At 64.9% G+C, this 18,731-nt stretch carries 16 protein-coding genes; 9 read left to right on the forward strand and 7 right to left on the reverse strand.

The window, feature by feature from the left end; translation table 11 throughout:
* Positions 1 to 10: 10 nt before the first annotated feature.
* A complete protein-coding gene (locus tag LOY51_RS25585; protein WP_125860920.1) occupies positions 11 to 865 on the reverse strand; it encodes a sulfurtransferase in 855 nt (284 codons plus the stop codon).
* A gap of 35 nt (positions 866 to 900) precedes the next feature.
* Complete coding sequence (locus tag LOY51_RS25590; protein ID WP_125860922.1) at positions 901 to 1,566, reverse strand: TetR/AcrR family transcriptional regulator; 666 nt, start codon at positions 1,564 to 1,566, stop codon at positions 901 to 903.
* A gap of 170 nt (positions 1,567 to 1,736) precedes the next feature.
* On the opposite strand from LOY51_RS25590, the gene LOY51_RS25595 reads away from it, so the two are divergent.
* The 6 genes from LOY51_RS25595 (at position 1,737) to ggt (ending at position 7,980) form a co-directional block, all read left to right on the forward strand.
* A complete protein-coding gene (locus LOY51_RS25595; RefSeq protein WP_258643611.1) occupies positions 1,737 to 3,167 on the forward strand; it encodes a coniferyl aldehyde dehydrogenase in 1,431 nt (476 codons plus the stop codon).
* Positions 3,168 to 3,183: 16 nt separating this feature from the next.
* Positions 3,184 to 3,669: a twin-arginine translocation pathway signal protein gene (locus LOY51_RS25600; protein ID WP_125465943.1), complete on the forward strand. Its 486-nt coding sequence runs from the start codon at positions 3,184 to 3,186 to the stop codon at positions 3,667 to 3,669.
* A gap of 68 nt (positions 3,670 to 3,737) precedes the next feature.
* Positions 3,738 to 5,336 (forward strand): GMC family oxidoreductase, encoded by a 1,599-nt coding sequence (locus tag LOY51_RS25605; RefSeq protein WP_258643613.1) that lies wholly within the window; start codon positions 3,738 to 3,740, stop codon positions 5,334 to 5,336.
* 111 nt (positions 5,337 to 5,447) lie between these two features.
* Positions 5,448 to 5,927 carry a pantetheine-phosphate adenylyltransferase gene (gene coaD, locus LOY51_RS25610; protein ID WP_110996032.1) on the forward strand — a complete coding sequence of 160 codons (480 nt, stop codon included), beginning with the start codon at positions 5,448 to 5,450 and terminating at the stop codon, positions 5,925 to 5,927.
* A gap of 119 nt (positions 5,928 to 6,046) precedes the next feature.
* Entirely contained in the window at positions 6,047 to 6,298 is a 252-nt protein-coding gene (locus LOY51_RS25615) for a YfhL family 4Fe-4S dicluster ferredoxin (protein WP_011531711.1), read from the forward strand.
* Positions 6,298 to 7,980 (forward strand): gamma-glutamyltransferase, encoded by a 1,683-nt coding sequence (ggt, locus tag LOY51_RS25620; RefSeq protein ID WP_125860928.1) that lies wholly within the window; start codon positions 6,298 to 6,300, stop codon positions 7,978 to 7,980. The genes LOY51_RS25615 and ggt overlap by 1 nt, the downstream gene beginning before the upstream one ends.
* A gap of 102 nt (positions 7,981 to 8,082) precedes the next feature.
* Here the strand turns inward: ggt and mutM are convergent, their stop codons facing one another.
* Together mutM and LOY51_RS25630 are read right to left on the reverse strand one after the other, a co-directional pair.
* Positions 8,083 to 8,895 (reverse strand): bifunctional DNA-formamidopyrimidine glycosylase/DNA-(apurinic or apyrimidinic site) lyase, encoded by an 813-nt coding sequence (gene mutM, locus LOY51_RS25625; protein WP_125860930.1) that lies wholly within the window; start codon positions 8,893 to 8,895, stop codon positions 8,083 to 8,085.
* A gap of 3 nt (positions 8,896 to 8,898) precedes the next feature.
* A complete protein-coding gene (locus LOY51_RS25630; RefSeq protein WP_178125763.1) occupies positions 8,899 to 9,717 on the reverse strand; it encodes an HDOD domain-containing protein in 819 nt (272 codons plus the stop codon).
* A gap of 292 nt (positions 9,718 to 10,009) precedes the next feature.
* Here LOY51_RS25630 and LOY51_RS25635 point away from each other — a divergent pair, with 292 nt between their 5' ends.
* Both LOY51_RS25635 and LOY51_RS25640 read left to right on the forward strand, forming a co-directional pair.
* Complete coding sequence (locus tag LOY51_RS25635) at positions 10,010 to 11,206, forward strand: class I SAM-dependent rRNA methyltransferase (RefSeq protein ID WP_110992134.1); 1,197 nt, start codon at positions 10,010 to 10,012, stop codon at positions 11,204 to 11,206.
* 197 nt (positions 11,207 to 11,403) lie between these two features.
* Positions 11,404 to 12,396, forward strand: a complete 993-nt coding sequence (locus LOY51_RS25640; protein WP_125860934.1) for a hypothetical protein — start codon at positions 11,404 to 11,406, stop codon at positions 12,394 to 12,396.
* A gap of 98 nt (positions 12,397 to 12,494) precedes the next feature.
* Here the strand turns inward: LOY51_RS25640 and LOY51_RS25645 are convergent, their stop codons facing one another.
* On the reverse strand, positions 12,495 to 13,562 hold the full coding sequence (locus LOY51_RS25645; protein ID WP_258643617.1) for a phosphatidylinositol-specific phospholipase C: 1,068 nt from the start codon (positions 13,560 to 13,562) through the stop codon (positions 12,495 to 12,497).
* Between the two features lie 114 nt (positions 13,563 to 13,676).
* Positions 13,677 to 15,353: a DUF4153 domain-containing protein gene (locus LOY51_RS25650; RefSeq protein ID WP_125860938.1), complete on the reverse strand. Its 1,677-nt coding sequence runs from the start codon at positions 15,351 to 15,353 to the stop codon at positions 13,677 to 13,679.
* 320 nt (positions 15,354 to 15,673) lie between these two features.
* Here LOY51_RS25650 and ilvD point away from each other — a divergent pair, with 320 nt between their 5' ends.
* Positions 15,674 to 17,515 carry a dihydroxy-acid dehydratase gene (ilvD, locus tag LOY51_RS25655; protein ID WP_125860940.1) on the forward strand — a complete coding sequence of 614 codons (1,842 nt, stop codon included), beginning with the start codon at positions 15,674 to 15,676 and terminating at the stop codon, positions 17,513 to 17,515.
* Between the two features lie 52 nt (positions 17,516 to 17,567).
* Here ilvD and LOY51_RS25660 read toward each other — a convergent pair whose 3' ends face one another.
* Positions 17,568 to 18,623, reverse strand: a complete 1,056-nt coding sequence (locus LOY51_RS25660; RefSeq protein ID WP_190306096.1) for an HAD family hydrolase — start codon at positions 18,621 to 18,623, stop codon at positions 17,568 to 17,570.
* Between the last annotated feature and the right edge of the window lie 108 nt (positions 18,624 to 18,731).

Genomic DNA, 18,731 nt, shown 5'->3' on the forward strand with positions numbered 1-18,731 from the left:
AATACATCAATCAATCGCCAGTCGCGACCCCACGCTGCGGATCATTGATCCACTCGCTCCACGACCCGGCATACAAGCGCCCCAGCGGGTACCCGGCCAGGGCCAGGGCGAACAGGTTGTGGCAGGCCGTCACCCCAGACCCGCAATAGGCCACCAGTTGCTCCGGCGAGCGCCCCTCCAGCTTCTGGGCAAATCGCTGCTTGAGCTGCTCGGCCGGCAGGAAGCGCCCGTCAGCACCAAGGTTATCGGTGAACGCCGCGCACTGGGCGCCCGGAATATGCCCGGCCACCGGGTCGATCGGCTCCACTTCGCCGCGAAAACGCGGCAAGGCGCGCGCATCGATCAGCGTGAGCGCTGGCTCGCCCAGACGCTTGAGCAGATGCCCGGCATCAATCAGCAGCTTCATGTCCGGCTCGCCGCTGAACTGGCCTTCACGCTTGACCGGCGGATCCAGGCTCAGCGGCAGATGCGCTGCGTGCCAGGCCTTGAGGCCGCCATCGAGCAGGTACACCGATTCGCGCTTGCCGAGCCAGGCCAGCAACCACCAGGCGCGGGCGGCGAACGCACCAGGGCCGTCGTCGTACAGCACCACCCGGCTGTCATCGTCCACACCCCACTCACGCAGGCGCTCGACCAGCCGCTGCGGATCCGGCAACGGGTGGCGGCCGGTGCGGCCCTTGACCACCGGCCCGCTCAGGTCACGCTCAAGGTCGGCGAAATGCGCCCCGGCGATATGCCCCTGGGCATAGCTGCGTTGGCCGTAATCGACATCTTCCAGGGCAAAGCGGCAGTCGAGGATCACCAGGCCGGGCGCGTCCAGTTGCTCGGCCAGCTGCTGCGGGGTGATCAATTGCGCAAGGGGCATGACAGTCTCCTGATGAAGGGCTCGAAGGCGCTGGTTCAGTGCTCCAGGGCCTGGTTGAACGGTACATGGAATTCGTCGCACAAGGTGTCCACAACGGCGCGCGAGCCGGGCGTGACGAAGCCCAACTCCAGCACCAGCACCTGATAGACGCCGCGCTTGAAGGCTTCTTCACCCAAGTGCGCGGAATGTTCGCGGGTGGTGCTGAGAAATCGCACCCACGAGGTCAACACGATCCAGGCATTGATGGTCAGCGATTCGATCTGCGCGGCATCCATGGCCAGGATGCCGGCCTCGACGAAGCCACGGTAGATCGCCTGGCCCTGCTGCAGGCAGCGCTGCGAAAAGCGCCGGTAGCGGGCGGCCAGATCCGGGTCGCTTTCGAGCAGGTGTTCAAGGTCACGATGCAGGAAGCGGTAGTTCCACATCGCCGCCAGCAGTGCCTTGAGGTAGAAGCGTTTGTCCTCAACCGTGGCGACGCGGCCCTGGGGCGGGCGCAGGAAACTGTCGACCAGCTCTTCGTACTGGCTGAACAGCACGGCGATGATCGCCTGCTTGTTGGGGAAGTGGTAATACAGGTTGCCGGGCGATATCTCCATGTGCGCGGCAATGTGGTTGGTGCTGACGCTGCGCTCGCCCTGCTGGTTGAACAGCTCCAGGCTGTTCTGCACGATGCGTTCTCGGGTCTTCATGCGCGGGGCCATGCTCAGCTCCAGTCTCCGTGCGTTCAAATGATGGGGCATCTTACGGGCTATCGCCCCGTGGCGTCAGGGCACAGCAGCGCAAATGTCCGCTGATCTGGCAGATAAATCACTCACCCTGGCAGGAATTAGAGTATAGGCTCTACTCACTCTTTCCCACGGGTGCCTGCGCCATGACCTCGATCATCACCTCACCCCCTGTTACTTGCGACAGCACGCTCGAGGCGATGTTCGCCGACCAGCGCCAGGCATTCGCCGGCAACCCCATGCCACCGGCGGCACAGCGCCGGCAGTGGCTGAAAAGCCTGCGCGAAGCACTGCTACGTGAACAGGAGGCCCTGATCGCGGCCATCGACAGCGACTTTGCCGGGCGCAGCCGCGACGAGACCCTGCTCGCCGAGCTGATGCCCTCAGTGCAAGGCCTGCGCCATGCCGAACGCCACCTGCAACGCTGGATGCGCCCGTCGCGCCGGCGCGTCGGCCTGGCCTTCCAGCCCGCCAGCGCCAAAGTGCAGTACCAGCCGCTGGGCGTGGTGGGGATCATCGTGCCGTGGAACTACCCGCTGTTCCTTGCCATCGGGCCCCTGACCTGCGCCTTGGCGGCCGGCAACCGGGTCATGCTCAAGCTCAGCGAAGCCACGCCGGCCACAGGGTTGCTACTCAAGGCGCTGCTGGAACGGGTGTTCCCCAGCGACCTGGTCAGCGTGGTGCTGGGCGAGGTGGAAGTCGGCCAGGCCTTCGCCCGCCTGCCCTTCGACCACCTGCTGTTCACCGGCGCCACCAGCATCGGCCGGCAGGTGATGCTGGCGGCAGCGCACAACCTCACCCCGGTCACCCTCGAACTGGGCGGTAAATCGCCCGCCATCGTCTCGGCGGATGTACCGCTGGATACCGCCGCAGAGCGCATCGCCTTCGGCAAGACCCTCAACGCCGGGCAAACCTGTGTCGCCCCCGACTACGTGCTGGTGCCACGCGAACGCCTGGATGCCTTTGCCGATGCCTACCAACGCGCGGTGCACAGGCTCTACCCGCGCATCGCCGACAACCCCGACTACAGCGCGATCATCAACCCGCGCCAGCTTGAGCGCCTGGAGCGCCTGCTGGCCGATGCCCGCGCGCAAGGCGCGCAAGTGCGCGACCTCTACCCCGACGAACCGCGCCAGGGCCGCCGCCTGCCGCCGCACCTGGTGCTGGAGGTGAACGACAGCATGCAGGTGATGCAGGACGAGATCTTCGGGCCCTTGCTGCCGCTGGTGCCTTACGACCACCTGGACCAGGCGTTGGCCTACATCAACCAGCGCCCGCGCCCGTTGGCGCTGTACTACTTCGGTTACGACCGTGGCCAGCAAGTCCGGGTGCTGCGCGACACCCATTCCGGCGGCGTGTGCCTCAACGACACCCTGCTGCACGTGGCCCAGGACGACCTGCCATTCGGCGGTGTCGGCCCCTCCGGCATGGGGCACTACCACGGCCATGAAGGCTTCCAGACGTTCAGCAAAGCCAAAGGGGTACTGGCCAAGCAGCGCCTGAACGCTGCCCGGTTGATTTACCCGCCCTATGGCAAGGCCTTGCAGCGCCTGGTCTACAAACTGTTCATCCGTTGAGCGAGGAAGGCTGCGCATGCACCGTCGCGACCTGCTCAGGTTCAGCCTGGGCGCCAGCGTGTTCCTCGGCACCGCCAGCCTGATCGGCTGCTCGAAACAAGCGCCTTCAGCGGATTACCAGGTGCTGCGCGATGATGACCTGCCGCTGTTGCGGGCCCTGATCCCCGTGGTGCTGGCCGGCACCCAGGCCACTGAAACGCTGGTGCTGCACAGCCTCGACGGCAAGCTGGCGGCGCTGTCGCCGGCCATGCTCAAGCTCACCCGGCAGTTGTTCGACGTGCTCAGCCTGCCGCTGACCCGGGGGCCGCTGACCGGCATCTGGGGCAGTTGGAACGAGGCCAGCAACACTGCTGTGGAGGCCTTTCTCGCACGCTGGGGCGGTAGTTCGCTGAACCTGCTGCGCCAGGGGCATGCGTCGTTGCTGCAACTGTTGTCGATGGCTTGGTATGAGCGGCCGGAAGCCTGGGCTGCGTGTGGCTATCCGGGGCCACCGAAAATTTGAGCTTTACAAGGCTGCCGGTGCCGCTTCGCGGCCCCAGCAGCACCCAACACAACAACAAAGGCCACGCCATGCCCGTCCCCGACCCGTTTCGCCAAGGCCTCGAACGAGGCTGGATCACCCACGATGCCTCGCGCCTGGAGCAGGACCTGACCTTCGAAACCGACGTCGCCGTGATCGGCAGCGGCGCCGGCGGCGCCACCACGGCCGAGGCGCTGAGTGCCGCCGGCCTGAACGTGCTGCTGATCGAGGAAGGGCCACTGAAGACCAGCAGCGACTTCCGCCTGCTGGAGCACGAAGCCTACGCCGAGCTCTACCAGGAAGGCCTGGGCCGGCTGAGCAAAGAGGGCGCCATCACCATCCTTCAGGGCCGCGCGGTAGGCGGCACCACCCTGGTCAACTGGACCTCGAGCTTTCGCACCCCGCCGCAAACCCTGGAACACTGGGCCCGGGAGCACGCCGTCAAAGGCCTGGACAGCGCCACCCTGGCGCCCTGGTTCGAACGCATGGAGCAGCGCCTGGGCATCACCCCCTGGGCGCTGCCACCCAACGCCAACAACGACGTGCTGCGCCGCGGTTGCGAGGTACTTGGCCACCGCTGGGCGGTGATCCCGCGCAACGTGCGCGGCTGCTGGAACCTGGGTTACTGCGGCATGGGCTGCCCGGTCAATGCCAAGCAGTCGATGCTGGTTACCAGCATCCCGGCCCTGCTGGAAAAGGGCGGCACGCTGCTCTACCTGGCCCGCGCCGAGCGCTTCAGCCATGACGGCCAACGGATCGACCACCTGCTGTGCCAGGCCCTGGATGCCCGCGGCGTACACCCGACCGGCCGGCAGATCCAGGTGCGCGCCCGCCATTACGTGCTGGCCGGTGGCGGCATCAACAGCCCGGCCCTGCTGCTGCGCTCCGAGGCCCCCGACCCGCACCAGCGCCTGGGCAAGCGCACCTTCCTGCACCTGGTCAACTTCAGCGCCGCGCAGTTCGCCGACAGGATCGACCCGTACTATGGCGCGCCGCAGTCGATCTACAGCGACCAGTTCCAATGGCAGGGCGGCGTCGACGGGCCGATCGGCTACAAACTCGAGGTGCCGCCACTGCACCCGGCCCTGGCCAGCACCCTGCTCGGGGGCCATGGCCAGGACAACGCCCTGCGCATGGCCGAGCTGCCGCACACCCATGTGATGCTGGCGCTGCTGCGCGACGGTTTCCACCCGGACAGCCCGGGCGGCCAGGTGGAACTGCGCGGCGATGGCTCGCCGGTACTCGACTACCCCGTCACCGACTACCTGCGCGACGGGCTGCGCCGAGCCTGGCACAGCATGGCGCAGATCCAGTTCGCCGCCGGGGCCCGCCAGGTGATGCCCGTGCATGGCGATGCCCGCTACGTCGACAACCCCGCGCAAGCGGCCGCGATGATCGACGGCCTGCCCCTGGAACTGTTCCGCATGCGCCTGGGCAGCGCCCACGTCATGGGCGGCTGCGCCCTGGGTGAAGACCCGCGCCAGGCGGTATGCGACAGCCTGGGCCGGCATCATCAGCTGGAAAACCTGTCGATCCACGACGGCTCGCTGTTCCCCACCAGCATCGGCGCCAACCCGCAACTGTCGGTGTACGCCCTGGCTGCGCGGCTCAGCGAAGCACTGGTCGGGCGCCTGGCACAGGGGGCATGACAGGCCCTGCACGCCCTGTCTATAGTGCCATCAGCCGGCCGCGCGACTTGGCCGGGCGCAATCGCTGCGCTACCATCCGACTCCCCAACGCACTCCAGCCAGGATGACGCGATGAACCGAGTGTTGTACCCGGGTACTTTCGACCCCATTACCAAAGGCCATGGCGACCTGGTCGAGCGTGCCTCGCGGCTGTTCGATCACGTGATCATCGCGGTGGCCGCCAGCCCGAAGAAAAACCCACTGTTCCCGCTGGAGCAACGGGTGGAGCTGGCCCGCGAGGTCACCAAGCACCTGCCCAATGTCGAAGTCATCGGCTTCTCCTCGCTGCTGGCGCATTTCGCCAAGGAGCAGAACGCCAACGTGTTCCTGCGTGGCCTGCGCGCGGTCTCGGATTTCGAATACGAGTTCCAGCTGGCCAACATGAACCGCCAGCTGGCGCCGGACGTCGAGAGCCTGTTCCTCACGCCTTCCGAGCGTTATTCGTTCATTTCCTCGACGCTGGTCCGGGAAATCGCCGCGTTGGGCGGTGATATCACCAAGTTCGTTCACCCGGCGGTGGCCGACGCGCTGACCGAGCGCTTTCGCAAGTAACCTGTGTGCCCGGGGCGCGTCCCGCTGACGCGCCCGCGTGCACTGCGGGCGCGAATCCGGCACAATTGCGCCTATCGCATTGAAACATGCCCGGGCCCGACGCCCCGGCCGGAGTCCCCATGTCCCTGATCATCACCGACGATTGCATCAACTGCGACGTCTGCGAACCCGAGTGCCCGAACGCTGCCATCTCGCAAGGCGAGGAGATCTACGTGATCGACCCGAACCTGTGCACCCAGTGCGTTGGCCACTACGACGAGCCGCAATGCCAGCAAGTCTGCCCGGTCGACTGCATCCCGCTGGATGAAGCCCACCCGGAAACCGAAGACGAGCTGATGGCCAAATACCGCCGGATCACCGGCAAGGCCTGATGCCGTTCGTCGCCGCGATACGCCGCGCCGCGCTTGGCGCCGCCCTGGCGCTGCTGGCCACGGCAGCCCAGGCCGACGGCCCGAGCCGCGCCGCCATCGCCAGCCCGCATGCCGAAGCCACCGCCGCCGCCCGGCAGGTGCTCGAACAGGGCGGCAACGCCTTCGATGCCGCCGTGGCCATCGGTGCCGCACTGGCAGTGGTCGAGCCCTACGGCTCGGGCCTTGGCGGCGGTGGTTTCTTCCTGCTGCGCGAACAAGCGGCCACCCCACGCTACGCCTTCCTCGACGCCCGTGAGCGCGCACCTGCCGCCGCCCGCGCAGACATGTACCTCAAGGACGGCAAGGTCCAGCCCGGCCTGTCGATCAACGGCCCGCTGGCGGCGGCCATCCCCGGCCTGCCCCAGGCCCTGGCCGACCTCGCCGCCAGCCACGGCAACCTGCCGCTCAAGGACAGCCTGGCCCCGGCAATCCGCCTGGCCAACCAGGGCTTTGCCGTCGACCGCATCTACCGCGACCGTGCCACCATGCGCCTGGCGGCGCTGCGTGACGACCCCGAAAGCGCCCGGCTGTTCCTCAGCGCCAATGACGTACCGGCCCTGGGCACGGTGATCCGCCAGCCGGAGCTGGCCGCCACCCTGCAAACCCTCGCCGAGCATGGCCGCGACGGCTTCTACCGTGGCCCCACCGCGCAGCGCCTGGTCGATGGCGTACGTCAGGCCGGGGGCCTCTGGAGCCTCGAGGACCTGGCCGGTTACCACACCGCCTGGCGCGAGCCGCTGCGCTATCGACTGGCCGAACAGCGCGAACTGATCAGTAGCCCGCCGCCGTCCGCCGGCGGCGTGGCCCTGGCCCAGAGCCTGGCGATGCTCCAGCGCCTGCCCTGGCAGAGCGCCGAGCCGGTACAGCGCAGCCACTATGTGATCGAGGTGCTGCGCCGGGCGTATCGCGACCGTGGCCTGCTGGGCGACCCGGACTACGTCGCCAACCCCGTCAATCGCCTGCTGGCGCGCCACTACCTCACTGGCCTGGCCGACAGCATCGACGTGCGCCAGGCCACCCCCAGCAGCGCCCTGCCGCCGTCACCAGCCTGGCGGGAAGGCGACCACACCACCCACTTCGCGGTGATCGACGCCGACGGCAACGCGGTGTCCGCCACACTGTCGGTCAACCTGCCGTTCGGCGCGGCGTTCAGCGTGCCCGGCACGGGCGTGGTGCTGAACAACGAGATGGACGATTTCGCCGCCGACCCCAGCGGCAGCAACAGCTACGGCCTGGCTGGCAGCCAGGCCAATGCCGTGGCGGCGGGCAAGCGGCCGCTGTCGAGCATGAGCCCGACCTTCATCGAAAGCCCAAGCCAGTTCGCCAGCTTCGGCACGCCCGGCGGCAGCCGGATACCCAGCATGGTGCTGCTGTCGGTGCTGGGGTTCCTGGAAGGCCGACCGGTGGCCGAGTGGCCGGCGACGCCGCGCTACCACCACCAGTACCTGCCGGATGTGCTGGAGCATGAGCCGGGGACGTTCAGCGACGCACAAAAAGCCGAGCTGCAGGCGCGCGGGTATCGGTTGAAGGATGTGGGGCGTAACTACGGCAACCAGCAGGTGCTGTATTGGGACAAGGCTGGCGGGACTGTCGAGGCAGCCAGTGATCCCAGGGGTGTAGGGCAGGCGGCGGTAGTCGACTGATCCGGCCCTATCGCCGGCAAGCCGGCTCCCACAGAGGGTTACGCGGTAACCTGTGGGAGCTGGCTTGCCAGCGATAGGGCCGCGCAGCGGCCCCTCCAGAGGTCAGCGCTGGCATTTCGGGCAGAACACGCTCGCCCGCTGCCCCAGCTTCACTTCGCGCAACTCGGTGCCGCACACCTTGCACGGCTGCCCACCGCGCCCGTAAACGAACAACTCCTGCTGGAAATACCCCGGCTGCCCGTCACCACCGATAAAGTCGCGCAAGGTCGTGCCGCCTTGCTCGATCGCCGCCGCCAGCACCCGCTTGATCTCGATCGCCAGCCGCAGATAGCGCGCCCGGGAAATCCCGCCCGCCTCGCGGCGCGGGTCGATGCCGGCGGCGAACAACGCTTCGGTCGCATAGATGTTGCCCACCCCGACCACCACCGCGTTGTCCATGATGAACGGCTTGACCGCCATCGAGCGGCCACGGGAAAGCTGGAACAGCCGCTCGCCATCGAACAGGTCGGTCAAGGGCTCCGGGCCCAGGCGCAGCAGCAGTTCGTGATTGAGCGGGTCGAGGCTCCAGAGCATGGCGCCGAAGCGCCGTGGGTCGGTGTAGCGCAGCATCAGCCCCGACTCCAGCTCGATGTCCACATGCTCATGCTTGGCTGCCGGCAGGCCCAGTTCGACCAGGCGCAAGTTGCCCGACATGCCCAGGTGGCTGATCAGCGTGCCCACCTCGGCGTTGATCAACAAGTACTTGGCGCGGCGCTCGACGCTGACGATGCGCTGCCCCGACAGGCGCACGTCGAGGTCTTCCGGGATCGGCCAGCGCAGGCGCCGGTCACGCACCACCACACGGCTGACCCGCTGGCCCACCAAGTGCGGCGCGATTCCGCGCCGGGTGGTTTCGACCTCTGGCAATTCCGGCATGGTTCAGCGCCCGCCCAGTTCGCGGATGTCCTGCTTGAGCTGCTCGAAGTCGTACTCCGACAGCCCGATGTATTCCAGCACCAGCGGGCCAACCATGTTCCACTCGTGGTCGACACTCTGATTGCCCAGCACACGGTACGAGGCGCAGATGTGCTCGGACATCTTCAGCACTGCCAGCAGGTTCTTCAGCTGGGTCTGGGCATTGCGCGAGGACTCGTCGCGGAACACCGCCAGGGCGTTGTGGTGGTTGGCGATGGCGGCGCTGATGTGCTCCGGCAGGCGCCACGACTTGGCGGTGAAGTAGCCGACCACCGAGTGGTTGGTGTTGAACACGCGGTTCTCGGTGTCCACCACGCGGACTTCGTCATTGGCCTTGGCGTAGGACTCTTCCAGCACTTCCATGTAGTTGGGGAAGCGCTTGTGCATCAACGGCACGCCGCAGTCGTGGAACAGGCCCAGGGTGTAGGCCTCGTCCGCCGCCTGGATACCGGTGCGCTTGGCCAGGGTAAGGCAGGTCATGGCCACGTCCTGGGCGGTGTCCCAGAACGGGTTGAGGGTGACGATGGTCTCGTCGCTCATCTCGCCCTTGATCGACTGGGCGTTGATCAGGTTGATGATCGAGCGGCTGCCCAGCAGGTTCACGGCGCGCTGGATCGAACCGATCTTGTTCGACAGGCCGAACTGCGCCGAATTGACCAGCTTGAGCAGGGCGCCGGCAAGGCCAGGGTCCTGGGAAATCAGCTTGGCAATGGTCTCCAGGTCCGGGTCGGGCATGTACTGCTCGAACTGCAGGTCGACCATGATCTGCGGCTGCGGCGGAATGGTGATGCCTTGCAAGGCTTGCTGGATCTGTTCGGCGGTAAGTTCCTGGGACATAAGTGCACACTCGCTGGGGACGGGGGATTCTAACCCTGTACGCCGGCAGGGCACCAATTAGTGGATCGTTGGGTTCAGGAATTTCTTTAGTCATTGCCTGCACGGGCCTCATCGCCGGCAAGCCGGCTCCCACTGTGGGAGCCGGCTTGCCGGCGATGAGGCCACCACTTGGTCGCGCCCCACACCGAACCCTGGGCCGACACGGTATACTCCCGCTCTTTTTTCCCGGAGCGACGTCATGTCCCTGCCCAGCCTTCGTCTCAAAGCCAATGCCGACCGCCGCCTGCGCGCCGGCCACCTGTGGGTCTACAGCAATGAAGTCGACGTTGCCGCCACCCCGCTGCAGGGCCTGAAGGCCGGCCAGCAGGCCATCCTCGAAGCCGCCAACGGCAAGCCGCTGGGCGTGGTGGCCATGAGCCCGAACAACCTGATCTGCGCCCGCCTGCTGTCGCGCGACGCCAAGCTGCCGCTGGACAAGTCGCTGCTGGTGCACCGCCTGAACGTGGCCCTGTCGCTGCGCGAGCGGCTGTTCGACAAGCCGTGCTACCGCCTGGTCTACGGCGACTCCGACCTGCTGCCGGGCCTGGTGGTCGACCGTTTCTTCGACATCCTCGTGGTGCAACTGGCCTCGGCCACCATGGAAGCGCACAAGGACGAAGTGATCGCCGCCCTGATCCAGGTGCTCAAGCCCAGCGGCATCCTGTTCAAGAACGACTCCGCCGCCCGTGACGCCGAAGGCCTCGAGCGCTACGTCGACACCGTCTACGGCGAAGTGCCGGACTGGGTCGCCCTGGAAGAGAACGGCGTCAAGTTCGAAGCCCCGGTACGTGAAGGGCAGAAGACCGGCTGGTTCTACGACCACCGCATGAACCGCGCGCGCCTGGCGCCCTACGTCAAAGGCAAGCGCGTACTCGACCTGTTCAGCTACATCGGTGGCTGGGGCGTGCAGGCCGGCGCATTTGGCGCCAGCGAAGTGTTCTGCGTGGACGCCTCGGGCTTTGCCCTCGACGGCGTCGAGCGCAATGCCGCACTGAACGGCATCAGCGAGAAAGTGACCTGCATCGAAGGCGATGTATTCGAAGCCCTGCGCGAGCTCAAAGCCGCCGAAGAGCGCTTCGACGTAATCGTTGCCGACCCGCCCGCCTTCATCAAGCGCAAGAAAGACCTGAAGAACGGCGAGGCCGCCTACCGCCGCCTCAACGAACAGGCCATGCGCATGCTCAACAAGGACGGCATCCTGGTCAGCGCCTCGTGCTCGATGCACCTGCCCGAGGACGACCTGAACAACATCCTGCTGACCAGCGCCCGCCACCTGGACCGCAACCTGCAACTGCTCGAGCGCGGCGGCCAGGGCCCGGACCACCCGGTGCACCCGGCGATCAGCGAGACCCGCTACATCAAGAGCATTACCTGCCGGCTGCTGCCCAACAGCTGACGCCGCTTGGGGCTGACGCCTTGCGGCCCCATGAAGCTCGTCGTTTGTGGCCTCGCGCAATAGCCGAGGCCATATCCATGCTCGCCAACTGCTCGCCAGCCCCGCGTACCGAACTAGCATTTTTGCCAGTATCCAACGCCAGTCAACTGCCCTCCAATAGAGCCGTCAACTTCACTCTCTTATGAAGGGCAACGGTTATGGCCACTCATCAAAATAAGCTTCAGCCGGCAAGAATCAAGGAAGCAGACAGCGAAGGCGTCGTGTCCTTGGCTGCATTGCAAGTGGGCGTCACGGTCATCATTCCATGGTCTGAATTGTTTGAAATTGGCTATCGCTTTCACATTGTGCTAGGCGAATTCAGCGCCGGCATCGACGTGAAAAACCTTGGCAATGACATCGAGTGCTTCTTCCCTGCTGAAAAACTCATAGGAATGCATGGGCAGCGCGTCAAACTGTACTATCAGAGTCTCGAACTCCCCGTCGGTCCATCTGACGAGACGACCTACCAGTTCGAGGCCGCGCTGTACCATCCTGTCGTCGATGCTGTGATTGGCGGCTTGCTTCCCAGGGATGCCGTGGAAAACGGTTATACCATCAAGATCCCCGTTTTCCCCGGGATGGCAGTCTCCGACACCATCCGCCTGTTCCTGGCCTGCCCTCTGCTGGACGCGAGCAAAGTCATGGACATCCCTGTCAGTGACACAAGCAGCCCTATTGAAGTCCGTATTGGTAATGAGACATCCAGTCGCGCCGATGGAGGCAATGTCCATATCGTTTACCAAGTCGTGCGCGGTGGTGCTGTGCTTAACTCTCCGGCTATTCACTTCGAATGCCCGAAGCGCCTGGAGCCACCGATGCCTACACACGTTTTGAGCTATGGCAGGTACCCGACCGTAGTCATGGCCTTGGTCGAAGAGGGCGACGGGCAATACGAATTTTACACAACGCCCGGCGACCCGTTCGAACAAGGCGATGAAGCTTTTCTTCTGGCCTTTAAGCCGACCTCGAGTATCAGTGCTATCGCACAAGGCGCTATAGAGCAATCGACAGGTAAACTTAAGTTTCGTTTGCCGAAAGATACGCTTTTCTACTTGTTTAGTTACCGAGTGATCACACTGGTGCGCAGAGGCACGACTACTTACAGCTCCGGCATGACGAATGTGGAAATGCCGGTAAGCACGCCGCTCTAACGGACGCTCATCGACGCCATCTGGCGTCTTTTGGCAATCGGTCAACGCCCTGATCTTCTCTCTTGAAGTCGGCCTCACCAATTCGCACGGGTTCGTACTCAGCGCCCCAAGTCGTGGGTCGGGTGGTGATTGTTGGCGATGATGTTGGCAATCAACGACTCGCCCGGGAAGTCGGCCATGATGATGCCGACCGTCCTTTGCGTCGGCCCTGGGCCGTTCATGTCCTTGATATCGTCGCGGGCCAGGGTGTTGGTGCCCTCGAAGGATATCGAGCAGACCCGCATGGCACAGGTTGTCCGGGGAAAGAACGGGTACCAGTCGACTTCCCCCAGCGCGATCAGCCCGGTGGACAACCGCGCGGCATCCGTCCCCGGGCTGACATGGCCGCTGGCAACGAAGTAGGGAAACGAACCGACACTGCCCGACAGGTAGTTCACATAGAACGTATCCGGGCTGCCCGCGGCAGCCCGGTGCAGCTGGCGCCGGACCTTGAGGTACTTCTCGTGCAGGTCCCAGTTGGTTTTCAGGGTTGAATCATCCTGGATGTCGAAACTGGCATAGTCGAGCCCTTGGTTGTTGAGCTCGGCGATATTGGACAGCACGACGAATTTCCCTCGCGCCTCGCCCAGCGTGACACCGGCACCCGGCGCCTTCAGGTAGATGGCCGAGAACTGCGCCATGTACTGCGCGAAGACCTGCGCCAGACTCAGGGTCACATTGCTGTCGGAGGTATGTTCCTGCTTGATGCGAAATAACACGGTTTCGCTGGGATTGGCCTCGAGAAAGCGTCGAATCGACTCAAGCGCGCTGCCGAACATCTTGTCGAGATAGACCGGGCCATGGTGCAAGGCCAATGCATCTCCCGTTTGCCGGATGCGTAGATCGAGCACACGGATGCCGTAGCGCAGCTGCTCGTCGAAATCGAGGGTCTGGGTGCTGACGATGTCCGTGACGATCGGAAACAGGCTGACATCGAAGGTCGCCGAATCGTGGGTGCCCGGAAGTGCCATTTCGCTCAGCCGCACATCGTCACGGATCATGCTCATCCACGCGTGCTTGTCGGTGAATGGATCGTGGGCATCGTGGGAGTAGACATCGTCGAGGTGAGCGAAGGCCGAGCTGGCCAGGCAGCAGAGCAGCCCGGCAAGGCAGCGCAAAGGTCCCATGGGGTGTCCTCCCTGGACTATGAGTAGTGCGGCCACGCTATCAAGCAGGCGAACGACCAGGCGTTAGATAGTTACCCGGTGGCCTGACAGCATGGGACCGCGCTGCTACCCCTGTTACCGCCTGAAGTCCTGCATCAGCTCCTGCCCGTCGATGCTCAAGGTCTTGTAGCGCGGCGTGACCAGCTTCACCACCCCTTCGCGAATGCCCTTGACCACCCCATCCAGGTTGTCCATGTTGCCGCTCAGACTCCCCACCTCCTGCCATTCCCGGTTTTCCCAGGTGAGCACGAACAGGCGCGATGCATAAGTGTGCCGCGGAATCATCAACACTTCGTTGTGGCCGTCGCCATCCAGGTCGACCGCCCACAGGTAGCAGCCCTTACCGCCGCACTGGCTTTCGGCCAGGGTCGAGTCAGCCAAGGCTTCAGTGCTGGACTGCACCGGCCCCAGCCACTCCAGCTTTGGCCCGCGCTCCTCGGCCACTGCCGGGCGTCGCACTTCCTCCAGCGTCGCCAGCAGTTGCGCGCGCCCTGAAGCATCGAACAACTCATCTGTTTGCAGCCGTTTTTCAAGCTGCTCGAAGGCGTCACGCCCCGGCTGGCCCAAGTCGTGGTACAGGTTTCGCGCATCGAACTCGCTGACCGGCGTACGCCCACTGATCAGGCGCTCGACCTGGTTTTTCGCACTCAGCGCCTGTGGCGCGAGCAACGGCGTATAGAACAGCACCACCAGCGCCGCGCTGAACAGGGCGATCCACGGGTTGCTCACCCGCAGGCTGCTCAGCCAGCCCTGACGCGACGCCAGCACCGCCCAGGCCGCCGCCAGGCCGTGGGCCAGCATCACCCCCACCAGCAACAGCGCCATGATGCGCGACGGTGTCAGCCCGTACTGATCGATGCGCATCCAGCTGGCGTAAGCCGCCAGGCCCACCAGTACCGGCAGGCACAGCAGGCTGGCGTTTACCAGGCGTTTGAGCGCAACGGGATAGACGCTGCCCTGATGCCCCTCCTGGAACACACCATTGACCAGGAACAGGTTGATGATCGCCAGCATCAGCAACAGGGTCGTCGAATAGCCTGTGTCCCACACCGGCTGCAGCCCGGTGAACGGCAGCGTCAGGGTGAACAGCACGGTAATCAATGCACCGAGCGGCAACAGGAAGCGGCACAGGGTCAGCAGGATGCCACGCAGCAGGCCGATTACTTTTTCGTTCTCCCGGCCCATGCGCATTCCCAGGGAGAACACCACCGGCAGCACCAGCCAGAGGAACACCGGCGACTCCACCGCCTCCTTCACCTGCGGGATGCCCAGCATGCTGAACAGCAGCGCGCACAGCCACAGCAGCTGCCAGAACAGGCCGGTCAGCATCTGCGCCAGGAACAGGATGAACACATTGTTCCAGGCATGCCGGAACAGGTCTTCGTAGCGCAGCCGCAGCCCTTCGCCGGTCGGCCAGGCAAGGATGAACGCGGTGCCGATATAGCCCAGCACCACCGCCGCCAGGCACCAGGTCATCTGCAGCCAGCCGCTGGGCTCGGCGGCGAACACCCAGGCGCTGATCCCGCTGATCAACAAGGTCAGGCCCAGTACCAGCCAGCCCGTGCCGCGCTGGCGCACAGCGCTGCCGAGCAACTGCAGGTTGAGGCCCGCCACCGCCACAGCGACACAGACCGCGACCGACAGGCCGAAGCCGAGCACTTCACCGCGCCCCAGCACGGCGGCAAGCAATACCAGGCCCTGAAGCAGGCCGATGACAACGTAATACAACAACGAGCGAGCAGGCGCCGGCATGGCAAATCCTTTTGGCCAGAGGGGTATAAAGCGCGCCAGTCTACCGAACCCTGCGCAACCTATGCCAAAGGCTTTAACGTGCGGGCTGGGCCGACTGCCAATTATCACAACGGCATTCCCTCGCAGGCGCGGCGGTGTAGAATCGGGCCTATTCATCGCCAGTCATCCCCGGCGGGTTTATGAGCTCTGGTCGAGCCTGCGGCGATCCCGCGCGGTCTTCGGCCCCCATCCTTGCCAGCGGCAACCGGCCTTCGGCGTATCAGGACAAGAGAAGCTCACTCCCTATTTACGTGATGTGATTTAGCCGCCAGGAGCGCTCCATGCCTGATTACCGTTCCAAGACCTCCACCCACGGCCGCAACATGGCCGGCGCCCGCGCCCTGTGGCGCGCCACCGGGATGAAGGACGACGATTTCAAGAAACCGATCATCGCCATCGCCAACTCGTTCACCCAGTTCGTCCCAGGGCACGTGCACCTGAAGGACCTGGGCCAGCTGGTCGCCCGCGAGATCGAACGCGCCGGTGGCGTGGCCAAAGAGTTCAACACCATCGCTGTCGATGACGGCATCGCCATGGGCCACGACGGCATGCTGTACTCGCTGCCCAGCCGCGAGATCATCGCCGACGCCGTCGAGTACATGGTCAACGCCCACTGCGCCGACGCCATCGTCTGCATCTCCAACTGCGACAAGATCACCCCCGGCATGCTGATGGCCGCCCTGCGCCTGAACATCCCGGTGATCTTCGTCTCCGGCGGCCCGATGGAAGCCGGCAAGACCAAGCTGGCCAGCCACGGCCTGGACCTGGTCGACGCCATGGTCATCGCCGCCGACTCCAGCGCCTCCGACGAGAAAGTCGCCGAGTACGAGCGCAGCGCCTGCCCGACCTGCGGTTCGTGCTCCGGCATGTTCACCGCCAACTCGATGAACTGCCTGACCGAAGCCCTGGGTCTCGCCCTGCCGGGCAACGGCTCGACCCTGGCCACCCACTCGGACCGCGAGCAGCTGTTCCTCACCGCTGGCCGCACCATCGTCGAACTGTGCAAACGCTACTACGGCGACAACGACACCTCGGTCCTGCCACGCAGCATCGCCAACTTCAAGGCGTTCGAGAACGCCATGATGCTCGACATCGCCATGGGCGGTTCGACCAACACCATCCTGCACCTGCTGGCCGCGGCCCAGGAAGGCGAGGTGGACTTCGACCTGCGCGACATCGATCGCCTGTCGCGCAAGGTGCCGCAGCTGTGCAAGGTGGCGCCGAACATCCAGAAGTACCACATGGAAGACGTGCACCGCGCCGGCGGCATCTTCAGCATCCTCGGCTCGCTGGCCCGTGGCGGCCTGCTGCACACCGACCTGCCGACCGTGCACAGCGCCAGCATGGAAGAAGCCATCGCCAAGTGGGACATCACCCAGACCGATGACGAAGCCGTGCACACCTTCTTCAAGGCAGGCCCGGCCGGCATCCCGACGCAGACCGCTTTCAGCCAGTCGACCCGTTGGGAAACCCTCGACGACGACCGCGAAAACGGCTGCATCCGCAGCTTCGAGCACGCCTACTCGCAAGAAGGCGGCCTGGCCGTGCTGTACGGCAACATCGCCCTGGACGGCTGCGTGGTGAAGACCGCCGGCGTGGATGAGTCGATCCATGTGTTCGAAGGCAACGCGAAGATCTTCGAAAGCCAGGACAGCGCCGTGCGCGGCATCCTTGCCGACGAAGTGCAGGCCGGTGACATCGTCATCATCCGCTACGAAGGCCCGAAAGGCGGCCCGGGCATGCAAGAGATGCTCTACCCGACCTCGTACCTGAAATCCAAAGGCCTGGGCAAAGCCTGCGCCCTGCTTACCGACGGCCGCTTCTCTGGCGGCACTTCGGGCCTGTCGATCGGCCACGCCTCGCCGGAAGCCGCCGCAGGCGGTGCCATCGGCCTGGTGCGCGACGGCGACAAAGTGCTGATCGACATCCCCAACCGTTCGATCAACCTGCTGGTCAGCGACGAAGAGCTGGCCGCGCGTCGCGTCGAGCAGGACAAGAAAGGCTGGAAGCCGGCCGAAGTACGCCCACGCAAGGTGACCACCGCGCTGAAGGCCTACGCCCTGCTGGCCACCAGTGCCGACAAGGGTGCGGTGCGTAACAAGGCGATGCTTGAAGGGCTGTGAGGCTTTGATGGCATAAAAAACCGGCGCCTGGTGCGCCGGTTTTTTATGCCTGTTACTGAATCTGCTCCGGCGTCACGATCACCCAGTTCTTGTCCGCCGTCACCGGCAGCCCCTCCTTGGCCTGGGCCGCCGCATGCTTGGCGATCATGCCGTTCAACTGGTCCATGTACTTGGCCTTGCGGTTGATCCACAGGTGGATGCCGCCCTTGCTCACATCGACGCTGTGGAACTGCATGTAGCCATCGCTGGTCGGCGTGTCGCCACCCACCAGCACCGGTTTCTTCCATTCGTCGATATAAGTCAGGATCGCTGCCTGCTTGCCGGCCATCCAGGTCGCCGGGGTCCACAGGTACGGAGTCAGTTCCAGGCCTTCGTTGGCCTTGGGGTCATAGTGCCCGGCGCTGATCTGCTTGCGCGCGGTGGTCAGCTGGCCCGTGGCGCGGTCCTTGAGCAGCAGGCTGACGCCGATCACGTTCTCGGGTTTGACGTTGTAGCCGTACTTGGGATCGGCGGCGACCATGCGCACCAGCTCTTCCGACGCCGCCGAGATCACGTACACCTCGATGCCGTTCTCCATCAGCTTGTTGTACAGCTCGGCCTGGCCAGTGAAGACCTTGGGCGGCTGCACCTCGATGTTCTTGACCTGATCCCCTTCGTAATAGGTGCTGGGGATCGGCTTGCCCGAGGCCATCAACGCGTCGACCTGCTGCTTCAGCTCCTTGAGGGTGAAGCCCGAGAACACCTGGGCCACCCACGGGTAGCAGACCATGTCGTCGATTTCGCACAGGCGGTAGTAGTAGCTGAACAGGCTCTCCTTGTGCTCGGCGGTGTCCTTGAACGGGATCAGCTTGAGCGAGGGGTCGAGCTTGTCGCGGGTCAGCAGGCCCTTGTTCTCCATGTACGGCAACAGCGACTCTTCGAGGTCGAAGCGGTAGCTGGTGTTGTCCATGTCGAACACCGCGTAGTTACCCTTGTTGGCATTGGCGGCGATCATCGCGTCCAGCTTGCTGGCCGCCTCGGCGGGCCAGTGCTTGAGCTCGGTGGCCGCCCAGCTGCTGGCACTGAGCAACAGGGCCAACCCGCCGGCGAGCAGTTTCGGCGCAGACATCATGTGCAGTTCTCCCAAAGACGTGGCCGCTCAACCCTAGACCCGTTTTGTGACACCCGGACATTCGCGACCGACCCCGACGCAGCCACAAACGCCATGCGGATTGCC

It is taken from the genome of Pseudomonas sichuanensis, assembly GCF_024749065.1.
Taxonomy (GTDB): Bacteria; Pseudomonadota; Gammaproteobacteria; order Pseudomonadales; family Pseudomonadaceae; genus Aquipseudomonas; species Aquipseudomonas sichuanensis.

Excerpts from the sequence above, each read along its gene's own strand:
- LOY51_RS25595 (WP_258643611.1), top strand. The coding sequence starts at position 1,737 with ATGACCTCGATCATCACCTCACCCCCTGTTACTTGCGACAGCACGCTC.
- LOY51_RS25635 (WP_110992134.1), top strand. The coding sequence starts at position 10,010 with ATGTCCCTGCCCAGCCTTCGTCTCAAAGCCAATGCCGACCGCCGCCTG.
- LOY51_RS25605 (WP_258643613.1), top strand. The coding sequence starts at position 3,738 with ATGCCCGTCCCCGACCCGTTTCGCCAAGGCCTCGAACGAGGCTGGATC.
- coaD (WP_110996032.1), top strand. The coding sequence starts at position 5,448 with ATGAACCGAGTGTTGTACCCGGGTACTTTCGACCCCATTACCAAAGGC.
- mutM (WP_125860930.1), bottom strand. The coding sequence starts at position 8,895 with ATGCCGGAATTGCCAGAGGTCGAAACCACCCGGCGCGGAATCGCGCCG.
- LOY51_RS25590 (WP_125860922.1), bottom strand. The coding sequence starts at position 1,566 with ATGGCCCCGCGCATGAAGACCCGAGAACGCATCGTGCAGAACAGCCTG.
- LOY51_RS25615 (WP_011531711.1), top strand. The coding sequence starts at position 6,047 with ATGTCCCTGATCATCACCGACGATTGCATCAACTGCGACGTCTGCGAA.
- ggt (WP_125860928.1), top strand. The coding sequence starts at position 6,298 with ATGCCGTTCGTCGCCGCGATACGCCGCGCCGCGCTTGGCGCCGCCCTG.
- LOY51_RS25600 (WP_125465943.1), top strand. The coding sequence starts at position 3,184 with ATGCACCGTCGCGACCTGCTCAGGTTCAGCCTGGGCGCCAGCGTGTTC.
- LOY51_RS25585 (WP_125860920.1), bottom strand. The coding sequence starts at position 865 with ATGCCCCTTGCGCAATTGATCACCCCGCAGCAGCTGGCCGAGCAACTG.
- LOY51_RS25645 (WP_258643617.1), bottom strand. The coding sequence starts at position 13,562 with ATGGGACCTTTGCGCTGCCTTGCCGGGCTGCTCTGCTGCCTGGCCAGC.
- LOY51_RS25660 (WP_190306096.1), bottom strand. The coding sequence starts at position 18,623 with ATGTCTGCGCCGAAACTGCTCGCCGGCGGGTTGGCCCTGTTGCTCAGT.
- LOY51_RS25640 (WP_125860934.1), top strand. The coding sequence starts at position 11,404 with ATGGCCACTCATCAAAATAAGCTTCAGCCGGCAAGAATCAAGGAAGCA.
- ilvD (WP_125860940.1), top strand. The coding sequence starts at position 15,674 with ATGCCTGATTACCGTTCCAAGACCTCCACCCACGGCCGCAACATGGCC.
- LOY51_RS25650 (WP_125860938.1), bottom strand. The coding sequence starts at position 15,353 with ATGCCGGCGCCTGCTCGCTCGTTGTTGTATTACGTTGTCATCGGCCTG.